Annotated in this window: 19 protein-coding genes and 1 tRNA gene; 4 read left to right on the plus strand and 16 right to left on the minus strand. The window is 61.6% G+C overall.

Annotated features, from left to right (window positions below):
* Window position 1: 1 nt before the first annotated feature.
* A complete protein-coding gene (locus ACLKMW_RS13510) occupies window positions 2-574 on the minus strand; it encodes an FAD assembly factor SdhE (RefSeq protein WP_415724983.1) in 573 nt (190 codons plus the stop codon).
* Between ACLKMW_RS13510 and recG the strand changes: the two genes are divergently transcribed.
* A complete protein-coding gene (gene recG, locus ACLKMW_RS13515; protein WP_415724984.1) occupies window positions 573-2,681 on the plus strand; it encodes an ATP-dependent DNA helicase RecG in 2,109 nt (702 codons plus the stop codon). The genes ACLKMW_RS13510 and recG overlap by 2 nt on opposite strands.
* Here the strand turns inward: recG and ACLKMW_RS13520 are convergent.
* The 5 genes from ACLKMW_RS13520 to ACLKMW_RS13540 all read right to left on the minus strand — a co-directional run bounded on the left by ACLKMW_RS13520 (window position 2,633) and on the right by ACLKMW_RS13540 (window position 7,845).
* The gene (locus ACLKMW_RS13520; protein WP_415724985.1) at window positions 2,633-3,394 is read right to left on the minus strand and encodes a DUF502 domain-containing protein; all 762 of its coding nucleotides are present in this window, start codon (window positions 3,392-3,394) and stop codon (window positions 2,633-2,635) included. The genes recG and ACLKMW_RS13520 overlap by 49 nt on opposite strands.
* Window positions 3,395-3,483: 89 nt before the next feature.
* On the minus strand, window positions 3,484-5,307 hold the full coding sequence (gene glmS, locus ACLKMW_RS13525; RefSeq protein ID WP_415724986.1) for a glutamine--fructose-6-phosphate transaminase (isomerizing): 1,824 nt from the start codon (window positions 5,305-5,307) through the stop codon (window positions 3,484-3,486).
* A gap of 138 nt (window positions 5,308-5,445) precedes the next feature.
* Complete coding sequence (glmU, locus tag ACLKMW_RS13530; protein WP_415724987.1) at window positions 5,446-6,795, minus strand: bifunctional UDP-N-acetylglucosamine diphosphorylase/glucosamine-1-phosphate N-acetyltransferase GlmU; 1,350 nt, start codon at window positions 6,793-6,795, stop codon at window positions 5,446-5,448.
* A 94-nt stretch (window positions 6,796-6,889) separates the two neighbouring features.
* Window positions 6,890-7,636, minus strand: coding sequence for a cytochrome c biogenesis CcdA family protein (locus tag ACLKMW_RS13535; protein ID WP_415724988.1), 747 nt, complete (start codon window positions 7,634-7,636; stop codon window positions 6,890-6,892).
* Between the two features lie 133 nt (window positions 7,637-7,769).
* Window positions 7,770-7,845: transfer RNA gene (locus tag ACLKMW_RS13540), tRNA-Lys, on the minus strand.
* Window positions 7,846-8,196: 351 nt separating this feature from the next.
* Here ACLKMW_RS13540 and ACLKMW_RS13545 point away from each other — a divergent pair.
* The gene (locus tag ACLKMW_RS13545) at window positions 8,197-8,814 is read left to right on the plus strand and encodes a BA14K family protein (protein ID WP_415724989.1); all 618 of its coding nucleotides are present in this window, start codon (window positions 8,197-8,199) and stop codon (window positions 8,812-8,814) included.
* Window positions 8,815-8,866: 52 nt separating this feature from the next.
* On the opposite strand, the gene glpK is transcribed toward ACLKMW_RS13545, so the two are convergent.
* The 9 genes from glpK to coaD form a co-directional block, all read right to left on the minus strand.
* Window positions 8,867-10,360, minus strand: a complete 1,494-nt coding sequence (glpK, locus tag ACLKMW_RS13550) for a glycerol kinase GlpK (protein ID WP_415724990.1) — start codon at window positions 10,358-10,360, stop codon at window positions 8,867-8,869.
* A gap of 147 nt (window positions 10,361-10,507) precedes the next feature.
* Window positions 10,508-11,272 (minus strand): DeoR/GlpR family DNA-binding transcription regulator, encoded by a 765-nt coding sequence (locus ACLKMW_RS13555; protein ID WP_415724991.1) that lies wholly within the window; start codon window positions 11,270-11,272, stop codon window positions 10,508-10,510.
* Between the two features lie 99 nt (window positions 11,273-11,371).
* Window positions 11,372-12,103, minus strand: a complete 732-nt coding sequence (locus tag ACLKMW_RS13560; protein WP_415724992.1) for a peptidase — start codon at window positions 12,101-12,103, stop codon at window positions 11,372-11,374.
* 154 nt (window positions 12,104-12,257) lie between these two features.
* The gene (tgt, locus tag ACLKMW_RS13565) at window positions 12,258-13,388 is read right to left on the minus strand and encodes a tRNA guanosine(34) transglycosylase Tgt (RefSeq protein ID WP_415724993.1); all 1,131 of its coding nucleotides are present in this window, start codon (window positions 13,386-13,388) and stop codon (window positions 12,258-12,260) included.
* Window positions 13,385-14,461, minus strand: a complete 1,077-nt coding sequence (queA, locus tag ACLKMW_RS13570) for a tRNA preQ1(34) S-adenosylmethionine ribosyltransferase-isomerase QueA (RefSeq protein WP_415724994.1) — start codon at window positions 14,459-14,461, stop codon at window positions 13,385-13,387. The genes tgt and queA overlap by 4 nt, the downstream gene beginning before the upstream one ends.
* Before the next feature lie 12 nt (window positions 14,462-14,473).
* Entirely contained in the window at window positions 14,474-14,923 is a 450-nt protein-coding gene (locus tag ACLKMW_RS13575) for a DMT family transporter (RefSeq protein ID WP_415724995.1), read from the minus strand.
* Window positions 14,924-14,939: 16 nt separating this feature from the next.
* Entirely contained in the window at window positions 14,940-15,455 is a 516-nt protein-coding gene (locus tag ACLKMW_RS13580; RefSeq protein ID WP_415724996.1) for a peptidylprolyl isomerase, read from the minus strand.
* 120 nt (window positions 15,456-15,575) lie between these two features.
* The gene (locus ACLKMW_RS13585; RefSeq protein WP_415725083.1) at window positions 15,576-16,166 is read right to left on the minus strand and encodes a peptidylprolyl isomerase; all 591 of its coding nucleotides are present in this window, start codon (window positions 16,164-16,166) and stop codon (window positions 15,576-15,578) included.
* A 17-nt stretch (window positions 16,167-16,183) separates the two neighbouring features.
* Complete coding sequence (gene coaD, locus ACLKMW_RS13590) at window positions 16,184-16,684, minus strand: pantetheine-phosphate adenylyltransferase (RefSeq protein ID WP_415724997.1); 501 nt, start codon at window positions 16,682-16,684, stop codon at window positions 16,184-16,186.
* Window positions 16,685-16,854: 170 nt separating this feature from the next.
* Between coaD and ACLKMW_RS13595 the strand changes: the two genes are divergently transcribed.
* Complete coding sequence (locus ACLKMW_RS13595; RefSeq protein WP_415724998.1) at window positions 16,855-16,992, plus strand: hypothetical protein; 138 nt, start codon at window positions 16,855-16,857, stop codon at window positions 16,990-16,992.
* A gap of 64 nt (window positions 16,993-17,056) precedes the next feature.
* On the opposite strand, the gene gyrA is transcribed toward ACLKMW_RS13595, so the two are convergent.
* Window positions 17,057-19,828, minus strand: a complete 2,772-nt coding sequence (gene gyrA, locus ACLKMW_RS13600; RefSeq protein WP_415724999.1) for a DNA gyrase subunit A — start codon at window positions 19,826-19,828, stop codon at window positions 17,057-17,059.
* Window positions 19,829-20,067: 239 nt separating this feature from the next.
* Between gyrA and ACLKMW_RS13605 the strand changes: the two genes are divergently transcribed.
* A complete protein-coding gene (locus ACLKMW_RS13605; RefSeq protein ID WP_415725000.1) occupies window positions 20,068-20,694 on the plus strand; it encodes a MarC family protein in 627 nt (208 codons plus the stop codon).
* Window positions 20,695-20,728: the final 34 nt, after the last annotated feature.

Here is a 20,728-nt window from a genome sequence, read left to right on the forward strand (position 1 = left end):
CTCAGAAACTCATCGTCTCCCGCGACGCGAGAATCTTGCGGAATATCGCGGTATCGTGGACCGGTGGAACGGGCTGCTCGCCGGTAATCCAGGTCAGCAGGTCGGCATCCTGCAATTCAAGCACGGCTTCATATTCATCAAGTTCCGCGTCGGACAACTCATCAATGGTGCGGTCGGCAAATCCGCCGAGAATCAGGTCCATCTCGCGCATTCCACGATGCCAAGAGCGAAACAAAAGCTTTCGCCGACGAGCGTCGAGCCCGTCACTTGACCGTGTCATTCCTGTCATTGTCCGCATCCTGGTAGCCGAACCGGGCATATAGCGTGGATGAAGCGGCATGTCAGCCTTGCGTATCGTTGGAAGCACCCTAAACATCTTGATCGTGACGATGGCCGCCCCAAACACCTCCCGCTGCCCCGCCGGGCATCTCCGACGGCTGACCCTCTCCCTTGTGGGGAGGGTCAGCCCGCAGGTCCGGGGTGGGGGGAACGCAGAAGGGAACTCAGCCACTCTCGACCCCACCCTGCTCCGCTGCGCGGATCGACCCTCCCCACAAGAGGGAGGGTAAGCCATGCGCCCTTCCCTTCTCGATCCGCTGTTCGTGCCGATCACGTCGCTTGCCGGCGTCGGGCCGAAGATCGCCGATCTGATCGAAAAGGTCGTGCCGGCCGATATATCCGCGCGCAAGGCGCGCGCCGGCGATCTGGTGTTCGTGCTGCCGCATTCGGTGATCGACCGGCGCAACCGGCCAGGAATTGCGCTTGCCCCGGACGGCGCGATCGTCACGCTGGAGTTGCGGATCGATCGTCACCAGCCGCCGCCGCGCGGCAACAGGTCGGTGCCTTATCGGGTCTTTGCGCATGACGACACCGGCGAAATCGCGCTGACCTTTTTCCACGCAAATGCCGGCTGGCTGGAGAAATCCATGCCGGTCGGCGAGGAGGTTGTGGTCAGCGGCCGGCTCGAATGGTTCAACGGTCGCCCGAGCATGGTCCATCCCGACCACATTGCGCGCGCCGGCAAGGCAGACAGCCTGCCGCTGGTCGAACCGGTCTACCCGCTTACCGCCGGGCTTTCGGGCAAGGTGCTGCGCCGCGCCATCGGACAGGCGCTGGAGCGCGTGCCCGAACTGCCGGAATGGCTCGACGCCGAGGTGATGCGCCGCCAGACATTTCCGAAATTCGATATGGCGCTGCGACGGCTGCACAACCCGGCAGACCCGCTCGATGTTTCGCCCGACGGCGCGGCATGGCGACGGCTTGCCTATGACGAATTCCTGGCCGGTCAGATCTCACTGGCTCTGGTGCGCGCAACGGTGCGCCGCCTGCACGGCAGACCGCTTGTCGGCGATGGCAAGTTGATCGCTGCGATCCGTGAAGCGCTGCCCTATTCGCTGACGCATTCGCAAACCGAGGCGCTTGCCGAGATCGATGCCGACCTGCAGCGTCCGGAGCGCATGCTACGGCTGCTGCAAGGCGACGTCGGCTCGGGTAAGACGGTGGTGGCGTTGCTTGCCATGGCGCGTGCCGTGGAGGCCGGCGGCCAAGCAGCGCTGATGGCGCCAACGGAAATTCTCGCACGCCAGCATTTCGCGACAATCTCACCGCTCGCCGCCAAGGCTGGCCTGCGCATTGCCGTACTGACCGGCCGCGAAAAAGGCCGCGAACGCGCCGAAATCCTTGCCGGCCTAGAAAATGGCGGCGTCGACCTGGTCGTCGGAACCCATGCCCTGTTTCAGGAAACCGTTCAATTCCGCGACCTGGCGCTTGTCGTCGTCGACGAGCAGCACCGCTTCGGCGTGCATCAGCGGCTGGCGATCACCGCCAAGGGCAAGGCGCCGGATATGCTGGTGATGACCGCAACGCCGATCCCGCGCACGCTGGTGCTGACGGCGTTCGGCGACATGGACGTTTCCCGGCTGACTGAGAAGCCCGCGGGCCGCCAGCCGATCCGCACGATAACACTGCCGCTCGAGCGACTGGACGAGCTCGTCGGTCGCATGAGCGAAGCGGTGGCGGACGGCCAGAAAATCTATTGGATATGCCCGCTGGTCGAGGAATCCGAAGAAATCAAGCTGATGTCGGCCGAAGACCGTTTCGCCTCGCTGAAGCCGATGTTCGGCGATGCGCTCGGCCTGGTACACGGGCGGATGAAGGGAGCCGAGAAGGACGCGGCAATGCGCGCCTTCAAGGAGGGCGAAACCCGCATCCTGATCGCCACCACGGTCATCGAGGTCGGCGTCGATGTACCGGATGCCACGATCATCGTTATTGAACATGCAGAGCGTTTCGGACTTGCCCAACTCCACCAGTTGCGCGGACGCGTCGGGCGCGGCGCCAAGGCATCGACCTGCGTGCTTCTCTACAAGGACCCGCTTGGCGAAACCGCAAAGCGCCGCCTCTCGGTGATGCGCGAGACGGAAGACGGTTTTCGCATTTCCGAGGAGGATCTGAAGCTGCGCGGTGAAGGCGAGCTTCTCGGAACCCGGCAGTCCGGCACGCCGGGTTTCCAGGTGGCGCGCATCGAAACCCATGCGGACCTGCTTGAAATCGCCCGAGACGACGCGAGGCTACTGCTTGCGCGGGACCCGGAGCTGCAATCCGATCGCGGACAGGCCGTGCGCCTGCTGCTCTATCTCTTCGGACGCGACGAGGCGGTGCGGCTGCTGCGGGCCGGCTGAGCAATACCGGCGACAGTTGGATTCGCAATCATTCCTTCGATCGGCTGGCCGTTCGCCGCGGTCATCTTCTTCTTTTGCGGTGGCGCCACCAGTCCGGCCGAAACGATCAGCTTTGCACCGTCCTCGATGCTCATATCCAGCAACACCACGTCGGATTTGGGCACATACATGAGAAAGCCGGTCGTCGGGTTGGGTGTGCACGGCATGAACACGGCAATCAACGGATCGTCGTCCTTGTCGAGCTTCTCGTTGATCTCGGTCTGCTTCTCATTGGCAACGAAGACGATCGACCATACGCCCTTGCGCGGATACTCGACCATGCCGACGGTGCGGAACATCTCGTTCTTGTTGGACAGCGCCGTCTCGAACAGTTGCTTGAGCGCCCTGTACAGCCCGCGCACCAACGGCATGCGGTCCAGCAGATGCTCGCCGAAGGAAACGATGGCGCGACCGATGAAATTGGCAGTGAGAAACCCGATCAGCGTGGTCAGGACCAGCGCCACGATCAGCCCGAAGCCGGGAATGACGAAGGGCAGATAGGTGTCGGGGCTGTAGCGCGCCGGGATGTAAGGCTTCACCCAGGAATCGACCCAGCCGATGAACGACCACGCGATATAGACGGTGATGGCTAACGGCGCACAGACCACCACCCCCGTCAGAAAGTAGTTTCGTATTTTCGCCATACCGGAGATGGAGCCCGCCGCGTCAGTCATCCAATGCTCAGTCTCATGCACTACCCTATGTAGAGCAGCAATTCGGCATGCGGACAATCAAATACGACGCGCCTCGTCGCCGTACAGGATCACTCGACAGTTACCGACTTGGCGAGATTGCGCGGCTGGTCGACGTCCGTGCCCATGAATACGGCGGTGAAATAGGCAAGCATCTGGATCGGCAAAGCGTAGACGATCGGCGTGATGATCTCCGGCATGTCCGGCAGGATGATCGTTTCCATGGTATCGACGCTTGCCTGCGCAGCGCCCTTGGCGTCGGTGATCAGGATGATCTTGCCGCCGCGCGCCGCCACTTCCTGCATGTTGGACACCGTCTTCTCGAAAATCCGGTCATGCGGCGCGATGACGATCACCGGCATGTCCTTGTCGATCAGCGCGATCGGCCCATGCTTCAACTCTCCCGCCGCATAGCCTTCGGCGTGGATATAGGAGATTTCCTTGAGCTTCAGCGCGCCTTCCATTGCCAGCGGGAAGTTCGTATCGCGCCCGAGATAGAGCACATGACGATAGTGGGAGAGCTCGCGCGCCAGCACTTCGATCTGCCGGTCGAGCTTCAGCACCTGATTTGCGAGTCGCGGCGCTTCCGCCAGATCGCGCACGAAAGCTCTTTCCTGTTCCGGCGAAATGGTGCCGCGCGCAGCACCCGCTCGCACCGCAAGCGCCGCCAGAACCGACAATTGGCAGGTGAAGGCTTTGGTGGAGGCGACGCCGATTTCCGGGCCGGCCAATGTCGGCAGCACCACGTCGGATTCGCGCGCGATGGTCGATTCGCGCACATTGACGATCGCCCCGATCGGCACGCCTTCCTTGCGGCAATAGCGCAACGAAGCGAGCGTATCGGCGGTTTCGCCCGACTGCGACACGAAGAAGGCGGCGCTGTTCTTGACGATCGGCATTTCGCGGTAGCGGAATTCGGATGCGATATCGATATCCACCGGCAGGCGCGCAATGCGCTCGAACCAGTATTTGCCGACGAGCCCGCTGAGATAGGCCGTGCCGCAGGCTGAAAGCGCCAGCCGATCGATCTTCGCGAAATCGAACGGCAGGTCGAGCGGCTTCGACACGCCGCCGGCGAAATCCAGATAGTGCGCCAGCGTGTGCGAGATCACCTCCGGCTGTTCATGGATTTCCTTTTCCATGAAATGGCGGTGATTGCCCTTGTCGACCATGAAGCTGGTGCCGAGCGACTGCTGCTGCTTGCGCTCGACGGGATTGCCGTCGATGTCGAAGATGCTCATCTGGTCGCGGCGCACCACGGCCCAGTCACCGTCTTCGAGGTAGGTGACGGAGTTGGTGAAGGGGGCAAGCGCGATCGCGTCCGAGCCAAGGAACATTTCGCCTTCGCCATGGCCGACCGCCAGCGGCGGGCCGTTGCGCGCGCCGACGATCAGGTTGTCGTCGCCCTTGAACATGATGGCCAAAGCAAACGCCCCTTCAAGCCGCTTCAGCGTCGAATGCGCGGCTTTCACCGCATCCGCGCCCCGCGCGATTTCCCGCGACACGAGATGCGCCACCACCTCGGTGTCGGTCTGGGAGGAGAATTCATAGCCGTCGGCCGCGAGTTCGCTGCGCAATTCGGCAAAATTCTCGATGATGCCGTTGTGCACGACGGCAACACCGCCGGAAAAATGCGGATGGGCGTTGGTCTCGTTGGGTACGCCGTGCGTTGCCCAGCGCGTATGGCCGATACCGATATTGCCTTCCAGCGGCTCGGCTTTCAGGCGGTTTTCCAGATTGACGAGCTTGCCCTCGGCGCGCCGCCGCGCCAGTTCCCCATGCTCGACGGTGGCGACACCGGCCGAATCATAGCCACGATATTCAAGCCGCTTCAGCGCGTCGACGATCAAAGGGGCCACCGGCTTGCGGCCAACAATCGCTACAATTCCACACATGATTTATTCAGCCCCTTTTCCCGCAAGCCTTTCCCGCGGCTATCTAGTTCGTGCCACGGTCAGGAGAAAGTCACTTTCCGTATCGGTTGGTATCAGCAAAAAGGGTGCCCAAGACAACGACTCGCACCCTTGAATGACCTATTTCTTCGCCGCGCTCGCCCGCATCTCGCGCAACTGCCGGGCCCTCTCGGGCAAGGTTTTCTGTCGTGCCCGGCCGAAAGCCAGCGAGTCGTCGGGAACATTTTCCGTGATCACGCTGCCGGAGGCCACATAGGCGCGCTCGCCGATGGAAATCGGCGCCACCAGTGACGAGTTCGAGCCGATGAAGGCGCCCGCCCCGATATCGGTGAAGAATTTGGAATATCCGTCATAATTGCAGGTGATGGTGCCCGCGCCGATATTGGCGCCCGCGCCCACCCGCGCATCCCCGATATAGGTCAGGTGATTGACCTTGGCGCCTTCCTCGACGGTCGCCTTCTTCACTTCGCAGAAATTGCCGACCTTGGCCTTTTCCCGCAGATCCGCTCCCGGCCGCAATCGCGCGAACGGCCCGACATCGGCCTTAGGGCCGATCGTCGCCCCTTCCAGATGACAAAATGCATGGATTTTCGCACCGGCTTCGATCTTCACGCCCGGGCCGAAATAGACATTCGGTTCGATGATCGTCTCGGGTGCGATCTCGGTGTCATGCGAGAAGAACACGGTCTCCGGGGCAATCAGCGTCACGCCTGACAGCATCATGGCGCGACGCGTTCTTGCCTGCCAGATCGCTTCAGCCGCCGCCAGTTCCGCTCGGTTGTTGATGCCAAGCGCATTTTCGAAGCTTGCCTCGGTCGCCACCACCTTGAGCCCGGCCTTGCGCGCCAGAGCGACAATATCCGTCAGATAGTACTCGCCCTTGGCGTTATCGTTACCCACCTGATCGAGCAGCGCCAGCGCGTGCTTTCCCGAAATGGCCATCAAGCCGCTGTTGCAGAGCGTGATTCGCTTTTCGGCCTCCGAGCAATCCTTGTCCTCGCGGATCGCTGCCAGTGCGCCATCCTTTTCGATCAGCCGGCCATAGCCGGACGGGTTCTCGGTGCGAAAGCCCATGACGACGACTCCCGCGCCCTGCGCCAGTCCTTCCCGAGCGGCGGATAACGCGTCCGCTTCGACCAGAGGCGTATCGCCGAACATCACCAATATGTCGTCATAGCCGCGGGCGATCGCCTCGCGCGCCGAAAGAACTGCGTGGGCGGTGCCAAGCCGTTGTTCCTGGACGAAAATGTCGGCCTTCGGCGCGAATGATTGAGCGGCGGCACGCAGAGCGTCGGCGCCGAAGCCGATCACAAGGGCAAGGTCGCCGCCGCCGGCGCCCTGCGCTGCCTTGACCACGTGGGCGACCATCGGCAAGCCGGCGACCTGGTGCAGGACTTTGGGCGTCGCGCTTTTCATGCGCGTGCCCTCACCCGCGGCAAGGACGATGGAGAGGCAGGATCGTTCGGTCATGATGGGTCCCGGAAACGGCTCTGAAGAATCGTTGCAGTTCTATCATCCGCATTGGCCGGCTCCAATGCGGCGGAAATTGGAACTGAGACCGCCATCACCCCAACTGTCCGAGCGCTGGAAACGTCTCGAGCAGCCAGTAGGAGGCGCTTTGGATGCCACCGGTGAGGAAAAACACGCCGGCAAGCACCAAAAGGCCGCCGATGACCTTCTCGACACGGCCGAGATGTACGCGAAACCGGCCGAGGAAGCCCATGAAAGCATTGGAAAACAGCGCCGCCAGCATGAACGGCACACCGAGGCCGAGCGAATAGGCGGCAAGAAGGGCAGCCCCCTCACCCACCGTTTCGCGGCCGCCGGCGAGCGTCAGAATAGGACCGAGCACCGGTCCTATGCAGGGCGTCCAGCCGAAGGCGAACGCCAGGCCCATCACATAGGCCGCGACGGCGCTTGCCGGCTTGCCCTGTGACTGAAAACGCGCCTCGCGCGCCAGCAACGGGATCTTGAGTATGCCAAGGAAATTGAGGCCCATCAGGATGATCAGCACCCCCGCCGCCATGGCAAGCGGCTCCTGCCACACGCGCAGCAGGCGGCCGATCGTCGAGGCGCCGGCTCCCAGCGCCACGAAAACGGTCGAGAAGCCGAGCACGAAGGCAAGTGACGTCAAAAGCAGCACATTGCGTGTGCCGACTTTTGCCGCGCGCGTCGTTCCGTCTCGAAAGTCCTCGACGGACACTCCGGCCATATAGCAGAGATAGGGCGGCACCAGCGGCAATACGCAAGGCGAGAGAAACGAAAGCGCTCCCGCCCCGACCGCACTGACATAACCGACATCAAACGTCATCGATCTTTCACCTGCTTCAATCGGATGCATATAGCCGTGCGGCCGAATTTGCTCCAATCACGAGAGCGTGGCAGATCGTCGCCTGCAGTTTGGAGAGGAATTTGCGTGGCTTAGGGATGCAAATGCCGCTAGCTGGTGGGCTGGATGGGACTCGAACCCATGACCCCAGAATTAAAAGTTCCGTGCTCTACCATCTGAGCTACCAGCCCTTCACCAACCACCCGTCGCGCTGGATGATGCTATGATTTTCCGGGGCCTGAAGATGCCCTCCGAACCTCATTATGCATCGATCTCAAGAGTAGGCTGCCGAAACGCCTGCAACGGGTGCATTTCACGGATGCGCGAACACCCCGAAATTGGCGCGGAACATAGAAAGAGTGTTCGGGCCGGTCAACCGGAAAAGTGCGCCCAAACGCCGTTGCTCCGCAGCAGCCTCATTCCTGCCGATTTGGCCAGCCCAAGGAATGCTGCGGCCAGAACGCCCCTTAGGCGAGGCGGAACAATCTCGGCCCTCACCCGTTTTCTTCCAAAAGATGGAACGCTCCATGAGGAGATCACCCATGAAGAAACTTGTGTCAGGCATACTGGCCATATCCTTTGCAGTCGCGCCTATCGCCAGCGTACAGGCCGCGCCGGTGTTCGTTCCCAAAGTGCAAAGTCCAGCCACCACCAGCGACGTAATCCAGGTGGAGTCAAGCACCGATAAATGGCGCTGGCGCAGAATGAATAGTCTGCGGCGCGATTGGGTTGATCGCCCGGGTTGGCGTGCCCGCTCGGACTGGCGGGGATCGGATTGGCGACGATCGGACTGGCGTCGCTCGGATTGGCGTCGCTCGGATTGGCCGCGCTCGGACTGGCGAAGATCGGATTGGCGTCGGTCACATTGGCGAGATTCACATTGGCGAGATAACGACTATCGCTATTGGCGTGGCCACAGAGGCTATCGCTACTATAGGCCAGGATACCGCCGTCACGACGGTTTCTGGTTCCCGGCCGCTGCGTTCATTACCGGCGCGATCATCGGTGGAGCCTTGAACCAGCCAGTGCGACGGGTCTATCGCGGCGGTGATGCGCATGTGCAGTGGTGCTACAACCGTTACCGCTCTTATCGCGCTTACGATAACACATATCAGCCCTACAACGGCCCACGGCGTCAGTGCTATTCGCCGTATAGCTGATATTGGCAGATCGTTGAGTTGAAACCCGCGCCCTCCGGCGCGGGTTTTCGTTTCAATTGCCGGAAAGGGTTCGGCGCACGGCGTCGCGCCAGCCTTTCAGCTTCATGGAACGCGCGAGCTCCTCCATTTCGGGCTCGAAACGCCGCTCCAACGCCCAGGTTTTTGCGAACGCGTCCGCTTGCGGCCACACTCCCGCGCGTGAGCCAGCAAGCCATGCCGCACCCAAAACGGTTGTTTCCAGTATCGTCGGTCGGTCGACCGGCGCGTCGAGAATGTCGGCCAACCGCTGCATGGTCCAGTCGGATGCGACCATGCCGCCATCGACCCGAAGCACCGTCTTGTCCGGCCGGCCCTTCCAATCCAGTTTCATGGCGTCGAGCAGGTCACGCGTCTGGAATGCCACGGATTCCAGCGCGGCGCGCGCAATCTCCGCCGGTCCGGTGTTGCGCGTCAGGCCGAACATGGCGCCGCGTGCTTCAACGTCCCAGTGCGGCGCGCCGAGGCCGACAAAGGCCGGCACAAGATAGACGTTCTGGGTTTCGTCGGCCGTGGCGGCCAGCACCCCGCTGTGGTCCGATCGGGCTATGATCCCGATGCCGTCGCGCAGCCACTGCACGGCGGCACCCGCAACGAATATCGAGCCTTCCAGCGCATAGGTGGTGCGGCCGTCCAGCCGGTAAGCGATCGTCGTCAGCAGCCGGTTGCGGGAACGTACCATGTCGCTGCCGGTATTCAAAAGCGCAAAGCAACCAGTGCCATAGGTGGCTTTCATCATGCCGGGCTCGAAGCAGGCTTGACCGATAGTCGCCGCCTGCTGATCACCGGCAACGCCCATGATCGGAATTTCGGCACCAAACAGGCTTTTGTCGGTGACGCCGAAATCGGCGGCGCAATCCTTTACCTGCGGCAGCATGGCGAAAGGAATACGCAGGATCTTCAACAGTTCTGCATCCCATTCATTGGAACGGATGTTGTAGATCAGCGTGCGTGAGGCGTTCGTCGCATCGGTGGCATGAACCTTTCCGCCAGTCAGCCGCCAGATAAGGAAGCTGTCGATGGTGCCGGCAAGCAGTTCGCCCTTTTCCGCGCGCTGACGCGCACCTTTCACTGTATCGAGCAGCCAGGCGATCTTGGTGCCTGAGAAATACGGGTCGAGCAGCAGTCCGGTCTTGCTTGCGAAAAGTTCCTCAAGTCCCTGTTTTTTCAGCTTGTCACAGAGCTTCGCGGTGCGCCGGTCCTGCCAGACGATGGCATTGTGGATCGGCTCGCCCGTCGCTTTGTCCCAGATGACGACGGTCTCACGCTGATTGGTGATGCCTATCGCAGAAATGTCCGAGGCTGCGCGCCCGGCCTTCTCCAGCGCCGTCCGGCAGGTGGACAGCACCGTCTGCCAGATGTCCTCGGGATCGTGCTCCACCCACCCGGAAGCCGGAAAATGTTGGGCGAACTCCTGTTGGCCGGAGCCAACAGCCTTCATGGTTCGATCGAACACGATCGCACGGCTCGATGTGGTTCCCTGGTCGATTGCCAGAATAAAGCCGGTCATGCTCCCTCCCCGCCTATTCAGATCGCCTCCAAGCCAGGAGCGCATCATGACCCGGCCTATTCACACCTCGATAGAATTATTTCGAAACAGAACCGAATGCAAATCGAATGACATAAGCGTGGCGTAGCGCTGCGGATGGAGACATCGTTAGCGGGATGTTTCAACCAATTCGACCTCGGAGTCACGGCAGATAGCTCGGATCGATTCGATATCGCAATGATCGGTGATAAAGGTGTCGACCTGCGACAAATGTCCAATCCGCACCGGCGCGGTTCGTTCGAACTTTGTGGCATCGGAAACCAGGATGACATGCCGCGCATTGGCGATGATCGCCTGCGCCACCTTCACCTCGCGAAAATCGAAGTCGAGAAGCGCCCCGTCGTGGTCGATCGCCGAGGCACCGATCACCGCGTAGTCGACCTTGAATTGCTTGATGAAGTCCACGGCCGCCTCGCCGACCACGCCGCCATCCGAGCCACGTACGATGCCTCCGGCGATCACCACCTCAATCTCAGGATAGACCCGCATCCTGTTGGCAACGTTGATATTGTTGGTGATGACCATCAGCCCGACATGATCCAGCAGCGCCTTGCTGACCGCCTCGGTGGTCGTGCCGATATTGATGAACAGCGAGGCCTTGTCGGGAATGAGGCGGGCCGCCGCCCGGCCAATCGCCTCTTTCTCATCGGAAGCGATCTTGCGCCGCTCCTCATACTCCATGTTTTCAATGCCGGACGGGAACAGCGCCCCACCATGTATGCGGCTGAGCAGACGCTGCTCGCACAGATCGTTGAGGTCCTTGCGGATCGTCTGGGGTGTTACGTTGAAATATGCGGCAAGGTCCTCGACCAGCACCCGGCCGTTGTCCTTGGCCATCTGGACGATCTCGGAATGCCGTGCGGGCAGAAACATCGTCCATCCTCGCTGTTTTCGTTTTTTGTTAGTTTAATCACAACCGAAAGCACGGGAAAAGCCCAGACCTTCATTTCACGTCCGGGAAAGTCGCGATGATCAGTCGGGAAAATCCGGCAGGCTGCGAAACGCCTGCTTCAGCGCATTCGACCAGCCATCGGATACGGTTCGGTAATAGGGATCGTCGAGGCCGATCCGCTTTTGCAGCGCCACTTTGCAGGTGTCCGCCTCGTAAAGCACCATGTCCAGCGGCAGGCCCACCGACAGGTTGGAACGCAGGGTCGAATCGAACGAGACGATCAGCAGCTTGACCATTTCCGCGAAGCTCATGGAGCGCTCATAGGCGCGCACGATAATGGGCTTGCCGTATTTCGTTTCGCCAATCTGGAAAAATGGCGTGTCTTCCGTCGATTCGATGAAATTGCCTTCCGGATAGATCATGAACAGGCGTGGCTCGCCACCTTTGATCTGGCCACCGAGAATGAAAGAGGCATTGAAATAGGAATCGGCGCCCTGACCGGCCGGCGCGGAACTGGCAATCACCTCCTTGACCGTGTCGCCGATCAGCCGCGCCGACTGATACATGGACGGCGTTTCGAGCAATGTCGAGGTTCGCTCCGATGCAGCCTTGCTGCGCTGTTCGAGCAGGCTCACCACAGCCTGCGTCGTGGCAAGGTTGCCAGCCGTCATCAGCACGAGGACCCGCTCGCCCGGCACCTCCCAGACATGCATTTTGCGGAAGGTCGAGATGCTGTCCATTCCCGCATTGGTGCGGGTGTCCGACATGAACACGAGTCCACGATCGATTTTCAAGCCGACACAATAGGTCATGGAGTTCCGCTTTTCCGCATGATTCCGGAATTACTGGTCGACAGATATGTGAACTGCAAGCTGTTCCTCCTGTCCTGCGGAACATTCAAAAGCGCCTGCCCGCAAATGCAAGCATATCTGCCCCGTCGGTCGCCGTCATTGCGCTGGAACTGAATTACAGGGCCGAAATATCACCCCTCGCCCAGCCCTCGGTGATGGCAGCAGCCCGCTCGTTGAAGGCCTGGGTCTCGATCGCCTCGCGGATGTCGGCCATCAGGCGCTGGTAGTAGGCAACATTGTTCCAGGTAAGAAGCATGGCGCCCAGCGCCTCCTGCGACTTGACGAGGTGATGCAGATAGGCGCGCGAATAGTCCCGGGTCGCCGGGCAGTCGCTCTCCTCGTCCAACGGACGATGGTCCTCCGCATGGCGCGCATTGCGAAGATTGACCTTGCCGCGCCGCGTATAGGCGAGCCCGTGGCGTCCAGCCCGGGTCGGCATGACGCAGTCGAACATGTCTATGCCATGCGCGACGGATTTGAGGATATCGTCCGGGGTGCCGACGCCCATCAGATAACGCGGCCTGTCTGCTGGCAATTGCGGGCAGGTCACGTCGAGCATTTCCAGCATCACCGCCTGTGGCTCGCCGACGGCCAACCCGCCCACCGCATAGCCCTTGAGATCAAGCCCAGCCAGAACCTGCGCCGAACGCTCGCGCAACCGCGCGATGTCGCCGCCCTGGACAATGCCGAACATCGCTTTGCCGTCCTGAATACCGAAAGCCGCCTTGCAGCGTTCCGCCCAGCGCAGCGACAGTTCCATCGCCCGTTCGATCTCATCTTCCTTCGCCGGCAGCGCGATGCATTCGTCGAGCTGCATCTGGATGTCAGAATCGAGCAGGCCCTGGATTTCGATCGAGCGCTCCGGCGTCATCTCATAAGGAACGCCGTCGATATGGGAGCGGAAGGTCACGCCCTTTTCGGTGAGCTTGCGCAACTTGGACAGCGACATGACCTGGAAGCCGCCGGAATCGGTCAGGATCGGATGCGGCCAGCGCGCGAATTCGTGCAGGCCGCCAAGGCGCGCCACGCGCTCCGCGCCAGGCCGCAGCATCAGATGGTAGGTGTTGCCGAGGATGATGTCGGCGCCGACGCCGCGCACCTGGTCCATATACATCGCCTTGACCGTGCCGCCGGTGCCGACCGGCATAAAGGCCGGCGTGCGGACGGTGCCGCGCGGCATGGTGATCTCACCGCGCCGCGCCTCTCCATCGGTGGCTATGAGTCTGAAAGAAAATGAAGTGCTCATGTATCGGCTCGAAACAACAGGCTGCCATCGCCATAGGAATAGAATCTGTACCCGGTCTCAATCGCGTGGGCGTAGGCATCGCGCATGGTCTCAAGTCCCGAAAAGGCGGACACCAGCATGAACAGGGTGGAGCGCGGCAGGTGGAAATTGGTCATGAGAATGTCGACGATCTTGAAGCGATAGCCGGGCGTGATGAAAATATCGGTCGGCCCCGACCACGCCTTGAGCTGACCGTCCTCACCGGCGGCACTTTCCAGCAGCCTGAGCGAAGTGGTGCCGATGGAGACGACGCGACGGCCTTCGGCACGGGCAGTATTGATCGCGCTTGCCGTGGCTTCCGAAACATAGCCGATCTCGGCATGCATCTTGTGTTCGTCAGTGTCGTCCGCCTTGACCGGCAGGAAGGTGCCAGCGCCGACGTGGAGCGTCACGAAGTGGCGTTCGATGCCTCTCGCGTCGAGCGCGGCAAGCAGTTGCGGCGTAAAATGCAAGCCGGCGGTGGGTGCGGCCACCGCGCCGTCCTCGCGAGCGAAGATCGTCTGATAGTCCGCGCGGTCGCGCGCATCATCGGGCCGCTTGGAGGCGATATAGGGGGGCAAAGGAACGTGGCCGACAGCCCGGATCGCCTCGTCCAGGAAGGGGCCGGAAACGTCAAAGGCAAGCAGCACCTCGCCGCCCTCGCCTTTTTCGACAACGGTCGCTTCAAGCGTACCTAGGAAACAGGAGTTTCCCTCATGGCCGAAATGGATGCGATCGCCAGCGGCGATGCGTTTGCCCGGCCGCATGAAGGCGAGCCACCGGTCTGGGCCGGCGCGCATATGCAGCGTCGCCTCGACTTCAGCCGCGGCCTCGCCGCGCCGCCGCGTGCCCTTCAATTGAGCCGGGATGACCCTGGTGTCGTTGAAGACCACGACATCGCCGGGCGAGAGCAGCGACGGCAGGTCGCAAACCTGCCTGTCTTCGACCGCCTTGCCGGGCTTCACCACCATAAGTCGCGCGGCGTCGCGCGGTTCGGCGGGCCTCAGCGCAATCCGCTCCTCGGGCAGATCGAAATCGAAAAGGTCGACACGCATCGGGACGCGATCCTACAAGTAGCGCACCATCACCGCGCCGACCAGCAGGAGCAGTGCCCCGGCAATCCGCCCGGCGGAAATCTCACGCACCGCAACGCCCAGAAAGCCTATCCTGTCGACAACCATACCGGCGATCAATTGCCCGGTGACAAGGAACGCCATGAGCGCGGCCGCACCGACCTTGGGGATGAGGATGATGGTGCTGGTGACGTAGAGCGCGCCAAGAAGGCCGCCGGCAAAGAACAGCCATGGCGCAGGCGCTCGCCAGTCAATCACAGCGCCCTCGGCCCGGGTCAGAACGAACGTCAAGAGCGCCAGGGCAAGCCCGCCGGCGACGAAGGAAATCGCCGCCGCGGCGAGCGTCGAGCCGAGCCCTCGCGCCAATTCCGTATTGATCGGCGCCTGCACGGCTATGAAGGCACCGGCCAGCACGCCGAGCAACGGCCAGAATAGCCCCGCCATGACGGTCGCTTTGCGTCTATGCCGCGACGTCGGCCGCGACCTTCAGGGACACGATCTTGTCGGGATCCTGAACCGGCTCGCCACGCTTGATCTTGTCGACGTTTTCCATGCCTTCGATCACCTGGCCCCAGACCGTGTACTGGCGGTTGAGGAACGAGGCGTCCTCGAAGCAGATGAAGAACTGCGAGTTCGCCGAATTCGGGTTCTGCGCGCGCGCCATCGAGCAGGTGCCGCGCGAATGGTTGACGTTGGAGAACTCAGCCTTGAGATCCGGCTTGTCGGAACCGCCCATACCCGCGCGCGACGGATTGAAGTTCGGTCCGTCGGACTTGCCGAACTTCACGTCGCCGGTCTGGGCCATGAAGCCATCGATGACGCGATGGAAGACGACACCGTCATAGGCGCCCTCGCGCGCCAGTTCCTTGATGCGGCCGACATGACCAGGGGCCAGGTCGGGCAGAAGCTCGATGACGACCTTGCCCTTGGTGGTCTCCATGATGAGCGCGTTTTCGCGATCCTTGATTTCGGCCATCTCAAATTTTCCTTGTTAGAACTCGGTTACGGCGCCGCGCGCCGGCTGGACGCGTAAAGAACGCGGCAAAGCCCAAAATGGACGCATCTTTCGAAATCAAACCGATTTCGGAGTCAGACGTCAGTTTCCGTCGCCTGCGATGCGCACCTTGACCATGCGATCCGGGTCGCTGACAAGCCCATTCGCGGACGGATCACCCTTTTTTATCTTGTCGACCAGTTCCATTCCACTCTCGACGGTGCCGACGATCGTATATTGACCATCAAGACCCGGATTGGGGGCGAACATTATGAAGAATTGCGAATTGGCCGAATCCGGGCTTTGCGCCCGCGCCATGCCGACAGTGCCGCGCACGAAGTGCTCTTCATCGGAAAACTCGGCCGGCAGATCCGGCAGTTTCGAACCGCCGGTTCCAGAGCGCTCGGCGCTGTAGCCGTCCTCCAGGTCACCGAACTCGACATCGCCGGTTTGTGCCATGAAGCCCTCGATGACGCGGTGGAAGGCGACATTGTCATAGGCCCCTTCGCGCACCAGCGTCTTGATCTGCTCGACATGTTTCGGCGCAAGATCGGGACGCAGCGCGATGGCTACATCGCCATCCTTCAACGTGATCACCATCGTGTCGTCCGGCTCGGCCGCCATGGCAACGACTGGCGTGGCGATCACTCCGGCGACGACCACAAGCGGCGAAGCAAGCCGTATCAACTGCATGAACATGTTCAGGACCTCTATTTGGCGAATTTGGCGGCAAGCGCACCGGCAACGACTTCAGGCACGAAGGGACGAATATCACCGCCCATCGACGCTATCTGGCGAACAAGGGTGGCGGTAATGGTGCGCACCGAGGGGCTCGCGGGCAGAAATACCGTCTGCAGTTCCGGCGCCATGGTCTCGTTCATGCCCGCCATCTGCATTTCATAGTCGAGGTCGGTGCCATCGCGCAGGCCCCGGATCATGATCGATGCGCCATGCTGCCTGGCGGCATCGATGACCAGCCCGTCAAACGCCACCACCTTGATGCGCCCGCTGTCGGCGCCGAATTCGGCTACGGCGGATTTTTCGATCAGCTCCACCCGCTCTTCGAAAGAGAACAGCGGCTTCTTCGACGGTTGCACGCCGATTGCCGCGAAAACCGTGTCGGCCACGGCAAGCGCGGCCTTAAGCACATCGAGATGCCCGTTGGTCAACGGGTCGAAGGAGCCGGCATAGATGGCGGTGCGATCTGTCATGGCGAGGTTTTAGCGGGCGCGCGGCGCAAAGGCAATCTGCGCGGTTCGGGCGATGAACCCCGGATGAATGTCGCGATCACGACAAGTTCAAGTCACGCAAAGTACATCCGCCTCTGGAAACGGTGAAACCAAATCGCCACATCTCCGTTATAGGCGCAGGAGACAGAACCATGTTGATCTATATGCTCGCCGCCGCAATGACCATTACAATGATGATTGCGACCGCTTTTGCCATCCATCAGGAATCCGAGCGTCTGCGTCATCGGCGCCAGGAAACGCGCCCGACCGGCTTCGGCCCGCGTCGGTAAATTGCCTTGAACGGTATGACTTCATAAAGTCGATCGGCGGCGCATTGCGCCGCCGAAAGTATATTCAGTCCGCCGATTCGGCTCCGGCCTCCGCCTCCACCCCGCCGTCCAGGCTTTCCTCGTCCTCGCCGTTCGTGTCGGAGATGCGTTCGACCGAAACCACCTTCTCGCCGTCGGCGGTGTTGAAGATAGTGACGCCCTTGGTCGCGCGGCTGGCGATGCGGATGCCGCCAACCGGCACGCGAATGACCTGCCCGCCATCTGAGACCAGCATGATCTGGTCTTCGTTGCCGACCGGAAAAGCCGCGACGAGCCGTCCGATTTCCGCGGTCTTCGACACGTCGGTTGCACGAATGCCCTTGCCGCCGCGCCCGGTCAGGCGGAAATCGTAGGACGACGAGCGCTTGCCGTAACCCAGTTCCGTCACCGTCAGTACGAACTGCTCGCGCGCCTTGAGTTCATCGTAGCGCTCGGGCGCCAGCGTCGTTTCCTCGCCGACATCCTCATTGGTGAGTGCGATCTCATCTTCGTCGCCCGTCGACAGCTTGCGCTCGGCGGCGGACTGCTTGAGATAGGCCGAACGTTCGGCGGGCGTTGCCTCGACATGATGCAGGATGGTCATGGAAATGGCGCGATCGCTGTCCGCCAGCGAGATGCCGCGCACGCCGACCGAATTGCGGCCGGCAAAAACCCGAACATCCCCCACCGGGAAGCGGATGCACTGGCCGGAGGCGACGGTCAGCAGCACGTCATCACTCTCGGTACAGGTCTCGACACCGAGAATCTCGTCCCCTTCCTCGTCCAGCTTCATGGCAATCTTACCGTTGCGATTGACCTGAACGAAATCCGAAAGCTTGTTGCGCCTGACCGTGCCGCGCGTTGTGGCAAACATCACATCCAGCTCGGCCCAACTCGCCTCGTCTTCCGGCAGCGGCATGATGGTGGTGATGCGTTCGCCCTGCTCCAGCGGCAGCAGGTTGATCAGCGCCTTGCCGCGCGACTGCGGATTGCCGATCGGTAGCCGCCAGACCTTTTCCTTGTAGACGATACCGCGCGAGGAGAAGAACAGCACCGGCGTGTGGGTGTTGGCCACGAACAGCCGCGTGACGAAATCCTCGTCCTTGGTCGACATGCCCGAGCGGCCCTTGCCGCCGCGGCGCTGCGCCCGGTAGAGCGACAGCGGCACCCGCTTGATATAGCCGGTGTGGCTGACGGTCACGACCATATCCTCGCGCTGGATCAGGTCCTCATCGTCCATGTCGGAGCCGACATCGGTGATTTCGGTGCGGCGCGGCGTTCCGAACTCATCGCGAACCGCCACCAGCTCGTCCTTGACGATCTGCTGGATGCGGGCGCGCGACGACAATATGTCGAGATAGTCCTTTATCTCGTCGCCGATCGTATTCAGTTCGTCGGCGATCTCGTCGCGACCGAGCGCTGTCAGCCTTTGCAGCCTGAGTTCGAGGATGGCGCGCGCCTGTTCCTCGGAAAGATTATAGGTGCCGTCGTCGTTGATGCGATGGCGCGGATCGTCGATCAACAGGATCAGCGCTTCCACGTCGCCGGCCGGCCAACGCCGCTCCATCAACTGGTCGCGCGCGGTCTGCGGGTCCGGCGCATGCCGGATGAGCTTGATCACCTCATCGATATTGGCGACCGCGATTGCCAAACCGACAAGGACGTGGGCGCGCTCACGCGCTTTGCGCAGCAGATATTTGGTCCGCCGGCTGATGACGTCCTCGCGGAACGCCACGAACGCCTTCAGCATATCGATCAGCGTCAGCACTTCCGGCTTGCCGCCGTTCAGCGCCACGACGTTGCAACCGAAGGACGTCTGCAGCGGCGTAAAGCGGTAGAGCTGGTTGAGGATGACATCGGCAACCGCGTCGCGCTTCAGCTCGATGACCACGCGGTAGCCCTGGCGGTCCGACTCGTCGCGAATATCGGAAATGCCCTCGATACGCTTGTCGCGCACCAGTTCGGCCATCTTCTCGATCATCGACGCCTTGTTCACCTGATAGGGAACCTCGGTGATGACGATCGCCTCGCGGTCGTTGCGGATCTGCTCTATGACCACTTTGCCGCGCATGACGACGGAGCCGCGCCCGGTAGAATAGGCGCTGTAGATGCCGGAGCGGCCAAGGATCAGGCCGCCGGTGGGGAAGTCCGGCCCCGGCACGATCTCCATCAGCGCCGGAAGGTCGATCGCCGGATTGTCGATGACGGCGATGGCGCCGTTGCAGACCTCCATCAGATTGTGCGGCGGGATGTTGGTGGCCATGCCGACGGCGATGCCGCCCGAACCGTTGACCAGCAGGTTAGGGAAGCGCGCCGGCAGAACCCGCGGCTCCTTGCCCGATGCGTCGTAAGTTTCCTGGAAATCGACCGTTTCCTTGTCGATATCCTCCAGAAGCTCATGCGCGACGCGGCTGAGCCGTGCCTCGGTGTAGCGCATCGCCGCCGGGGGATCGCCGTCGATGGAGCCGAAATTGCCCTGCCCGTCGATCAGCGGCACGCGCAGCGACCAGTCCTGCGCCATGCGAACGAGGGCATCGTAGATCGAGGCGTCGCCATGGGGGTGATATTTACCCATGACATCGGCGACCGGACGCGCCGACTTCACATATTTGCGGTTCCAGTGATAGCCGCTCTCGTGCGCGGCGTAGAGAATGCGCCGGTGAACCGGCTTCAAACCGTCGCGGACATCCGGAAGCGCACGACTGACGATGACGCTCATCGCGTAGTCGAGATAGGAGCGCTGCATCTCCTCGATGATTGAAATCGGCTCGATGTCGGACGGGGCGCCGGGTCCCCCCGGAATCTTCTGGTCGGTCAAATCAGTTCACTTGAATGGCTGAGAATCATACTTCCTTATATAGGAAAAGGATCGATTTCTCCAATCCCCGTCGGGTTTTTCCGCGACTGCTTTTGCTCGAAAATTCAAAGGGATATGCCATGTCGGCCAATCATGCGACACCGTGGCCGATGCGCGCCCTCCCGACATCTGTTCTCCGCGATGGGAAAGCTGGCATCCACCGCGCGATCGCGCTAGCTTGTCGCCCGGGAGGACGACGAATGCCGGATTTCGAGAGTATTTTCAATGCATTCGTCACCATTCTCGTAACCATCGATCCTCCAGGCCTCGCGCCGATCTTCCTGGCGGTGACGCGCGGAATGACGCGTGACGAGCGCCGCCAGGTCTCGATCCGTGCCAGCATCATCGGCTTCGGCGTCCTGGCGCTGTTTGCGGTCGCCGGCTCCTCGATCCTCGCGGTGTTCGGCATCACGCTTCCGGCTTTCCGCGTTGCAGGCGGATTTCTGCTGTTCTTCATCGCCTTCGAAATGGTTTTCGAGAAGCGGCAAGATCGCAAGGAGAAGATTTCCGACGTCGCGATCACCAAGGACATGATTCACAACATCGCCGCGTTCCCCCTGGCGATCCCGCTGATTGCCGGACCGGGCGCCATATCGGCAACGGTGCTGCTGTCGGGCTCCTATCAGGGCCTGGTCGGACAGGCGACGCTGGTTGCCATCATCTTCGCCTGCCTGCTGGTGACTTATCTCGTCTTCGTGCTGGCCGAACGGATCGACCGTTTGCTCGGCCAGACCGGTCGCTCGATCCTGACGCGCCTTCTCGGCGTCATTCTCGCGGCGCTCGCGGTGCAATTTGTGGCTGATGGCATCAAGGCGCTGGCCGCCTGACTCAGGTCGTGCCTACCACGCGGCGGCATGTTCG

This window comes from Borborobacter xinjiangensis, from assembly GCF_047739745.1.
Classification (GTDB): Bacteria; Pseudomonadota; Alphaproteobacteria; order Rhizobiales; family Rhizobiaceae; genus Pseudaminobacter.

Excerpts from the sequence above, each read along its gene's own strand:
- glpK (WP_415724990.1), bottom strand. The coding sequence starts at position 10,360 with ATGACCGGCTTTATTCTGGCAATCGACCAGGGAACCACATCGAGCCGT.
- ACLKMW_RS13520 (WP_415724985.1), bottom strand. The coding sequence starts at position 3,394 with ATGACTGACGCGGCGGGCTCCATCTCCGGTATGGCGAAAATACGAAAC.
- coaD (WP_415724997.1), bottom strand. The coding sequence starts at position 16,684 with ATGACAGATCGCACCGCCATCTATGCCGGCTCCTTCGACCCGTTGACC.
- ACLKMW_RS13585 (WP_415725083.1), bottom strand. The coding sequence starts at position 16,166 with ATGCAGTTGATACGGCTTGCTTCGCCGCTTGTGGTCGTCGCCGGAGTG.
- ACLKMW_RS13605 (WP_415725000.1), top strand. The coding sequence starts at position 20,068 with ATGCCGGATTTCGAGAGTATTTTCAATGCATTCGTCACCATTCTCGTA.
- ACLKMW_RS13575 (WP_415724995.1), bottom strand. The coding sequence starts at position 14,923 with ATGGCGGGGCTATTCTGGCCGTTGCTCGGCGTGCTGGCCGGTGCCTTC.
- recG (WP_415724984.1), top strand. The coding sequence starts at position 573 with ATGCGCCCTTCCCTTCTCGATCCGCTGTTCGTGCCGATCACGTCGCTT.
- ACLKMW_RS13580 (WP_415724996.1), bottom strand. The coding sequence starts at position 15,455 with ATGGCCGAAATCAAGGATCGCGAAAACGCGCTCATCATGGAGACCACC.
- glmU (WP_415724987.1), bottom strand. The coding sequence starts at position 6,795 with ATGACCGAACGATCCTGCCTCTCCATCGTCCTTGCCGCGGGTGAGGGC.
- ACLKMW_RS13560 (WP_415724992.1), bottom strand. The coding sequence starts at position 12,103 with ATGACCTATTGTGTCGGCTTGAAAATCGATCGTGGACTCGTGTTCATG.
- ACLKMW_RS13535 (WP_415724988.1), bottom strand. The coding sequence starts at position 7,636 with ATGACGTTTGATGTCGGTTATGTCAGTGCGGTCGGGGCGGGAGCGCTT.
- queA (WP_415724994.1), bottom strand. The coding sequence starts at position 14,461 with ATGCGTGTCGACCTTTTCGATTTCGATCTGCCCGAGGAGCGGATTGCG.
- ACLKMW_RS13555 (WP_415724991.1), bottom strand. The coding sequence starts at position 11,272 with ATGTTTCTGCCCGCACGGCATTCCGAGATCGTCCAGATGGCCAAGGAC.
- tgt (WP_415724993.1), bottom strand. The coding sequence starts at position 13,388 with ATGAGCACTTCATTTTCTTTCAGACTCATAGCCACCGATGGAGAGGCG.
- ACLKMW_RS13545 (WP_415724989.1), top strand. The coding sequence starts at position 8,197 with ATGAAGAAACTTGTGTCAGGCATACTGGCCATATCCTTTGCAGTCGCG.
- ACLKMW_RS13510 (WP_415724983.1), bottom strand. The coding sequence starts at position 574 with ATGGCTTACCCTCCCTCTTGTGGGGAGGGTCGATCCGCGCAGCGGAGC.
- glmS (WP_415724986.1), bottom strand. The coding sequence starts at position 5,307 with ATGTGTGGAATTGTAGCGATTGTTGGCCGCAAGCCGGTGGCCCCTTTG.
- ACLKMW_RS13595 (WP_415724998.1), top strand. The coding sequence starts at position 16,855 with ATGTTGATCTATATGCTCGCCGCCGCAATGACCATTACAATGATGATT.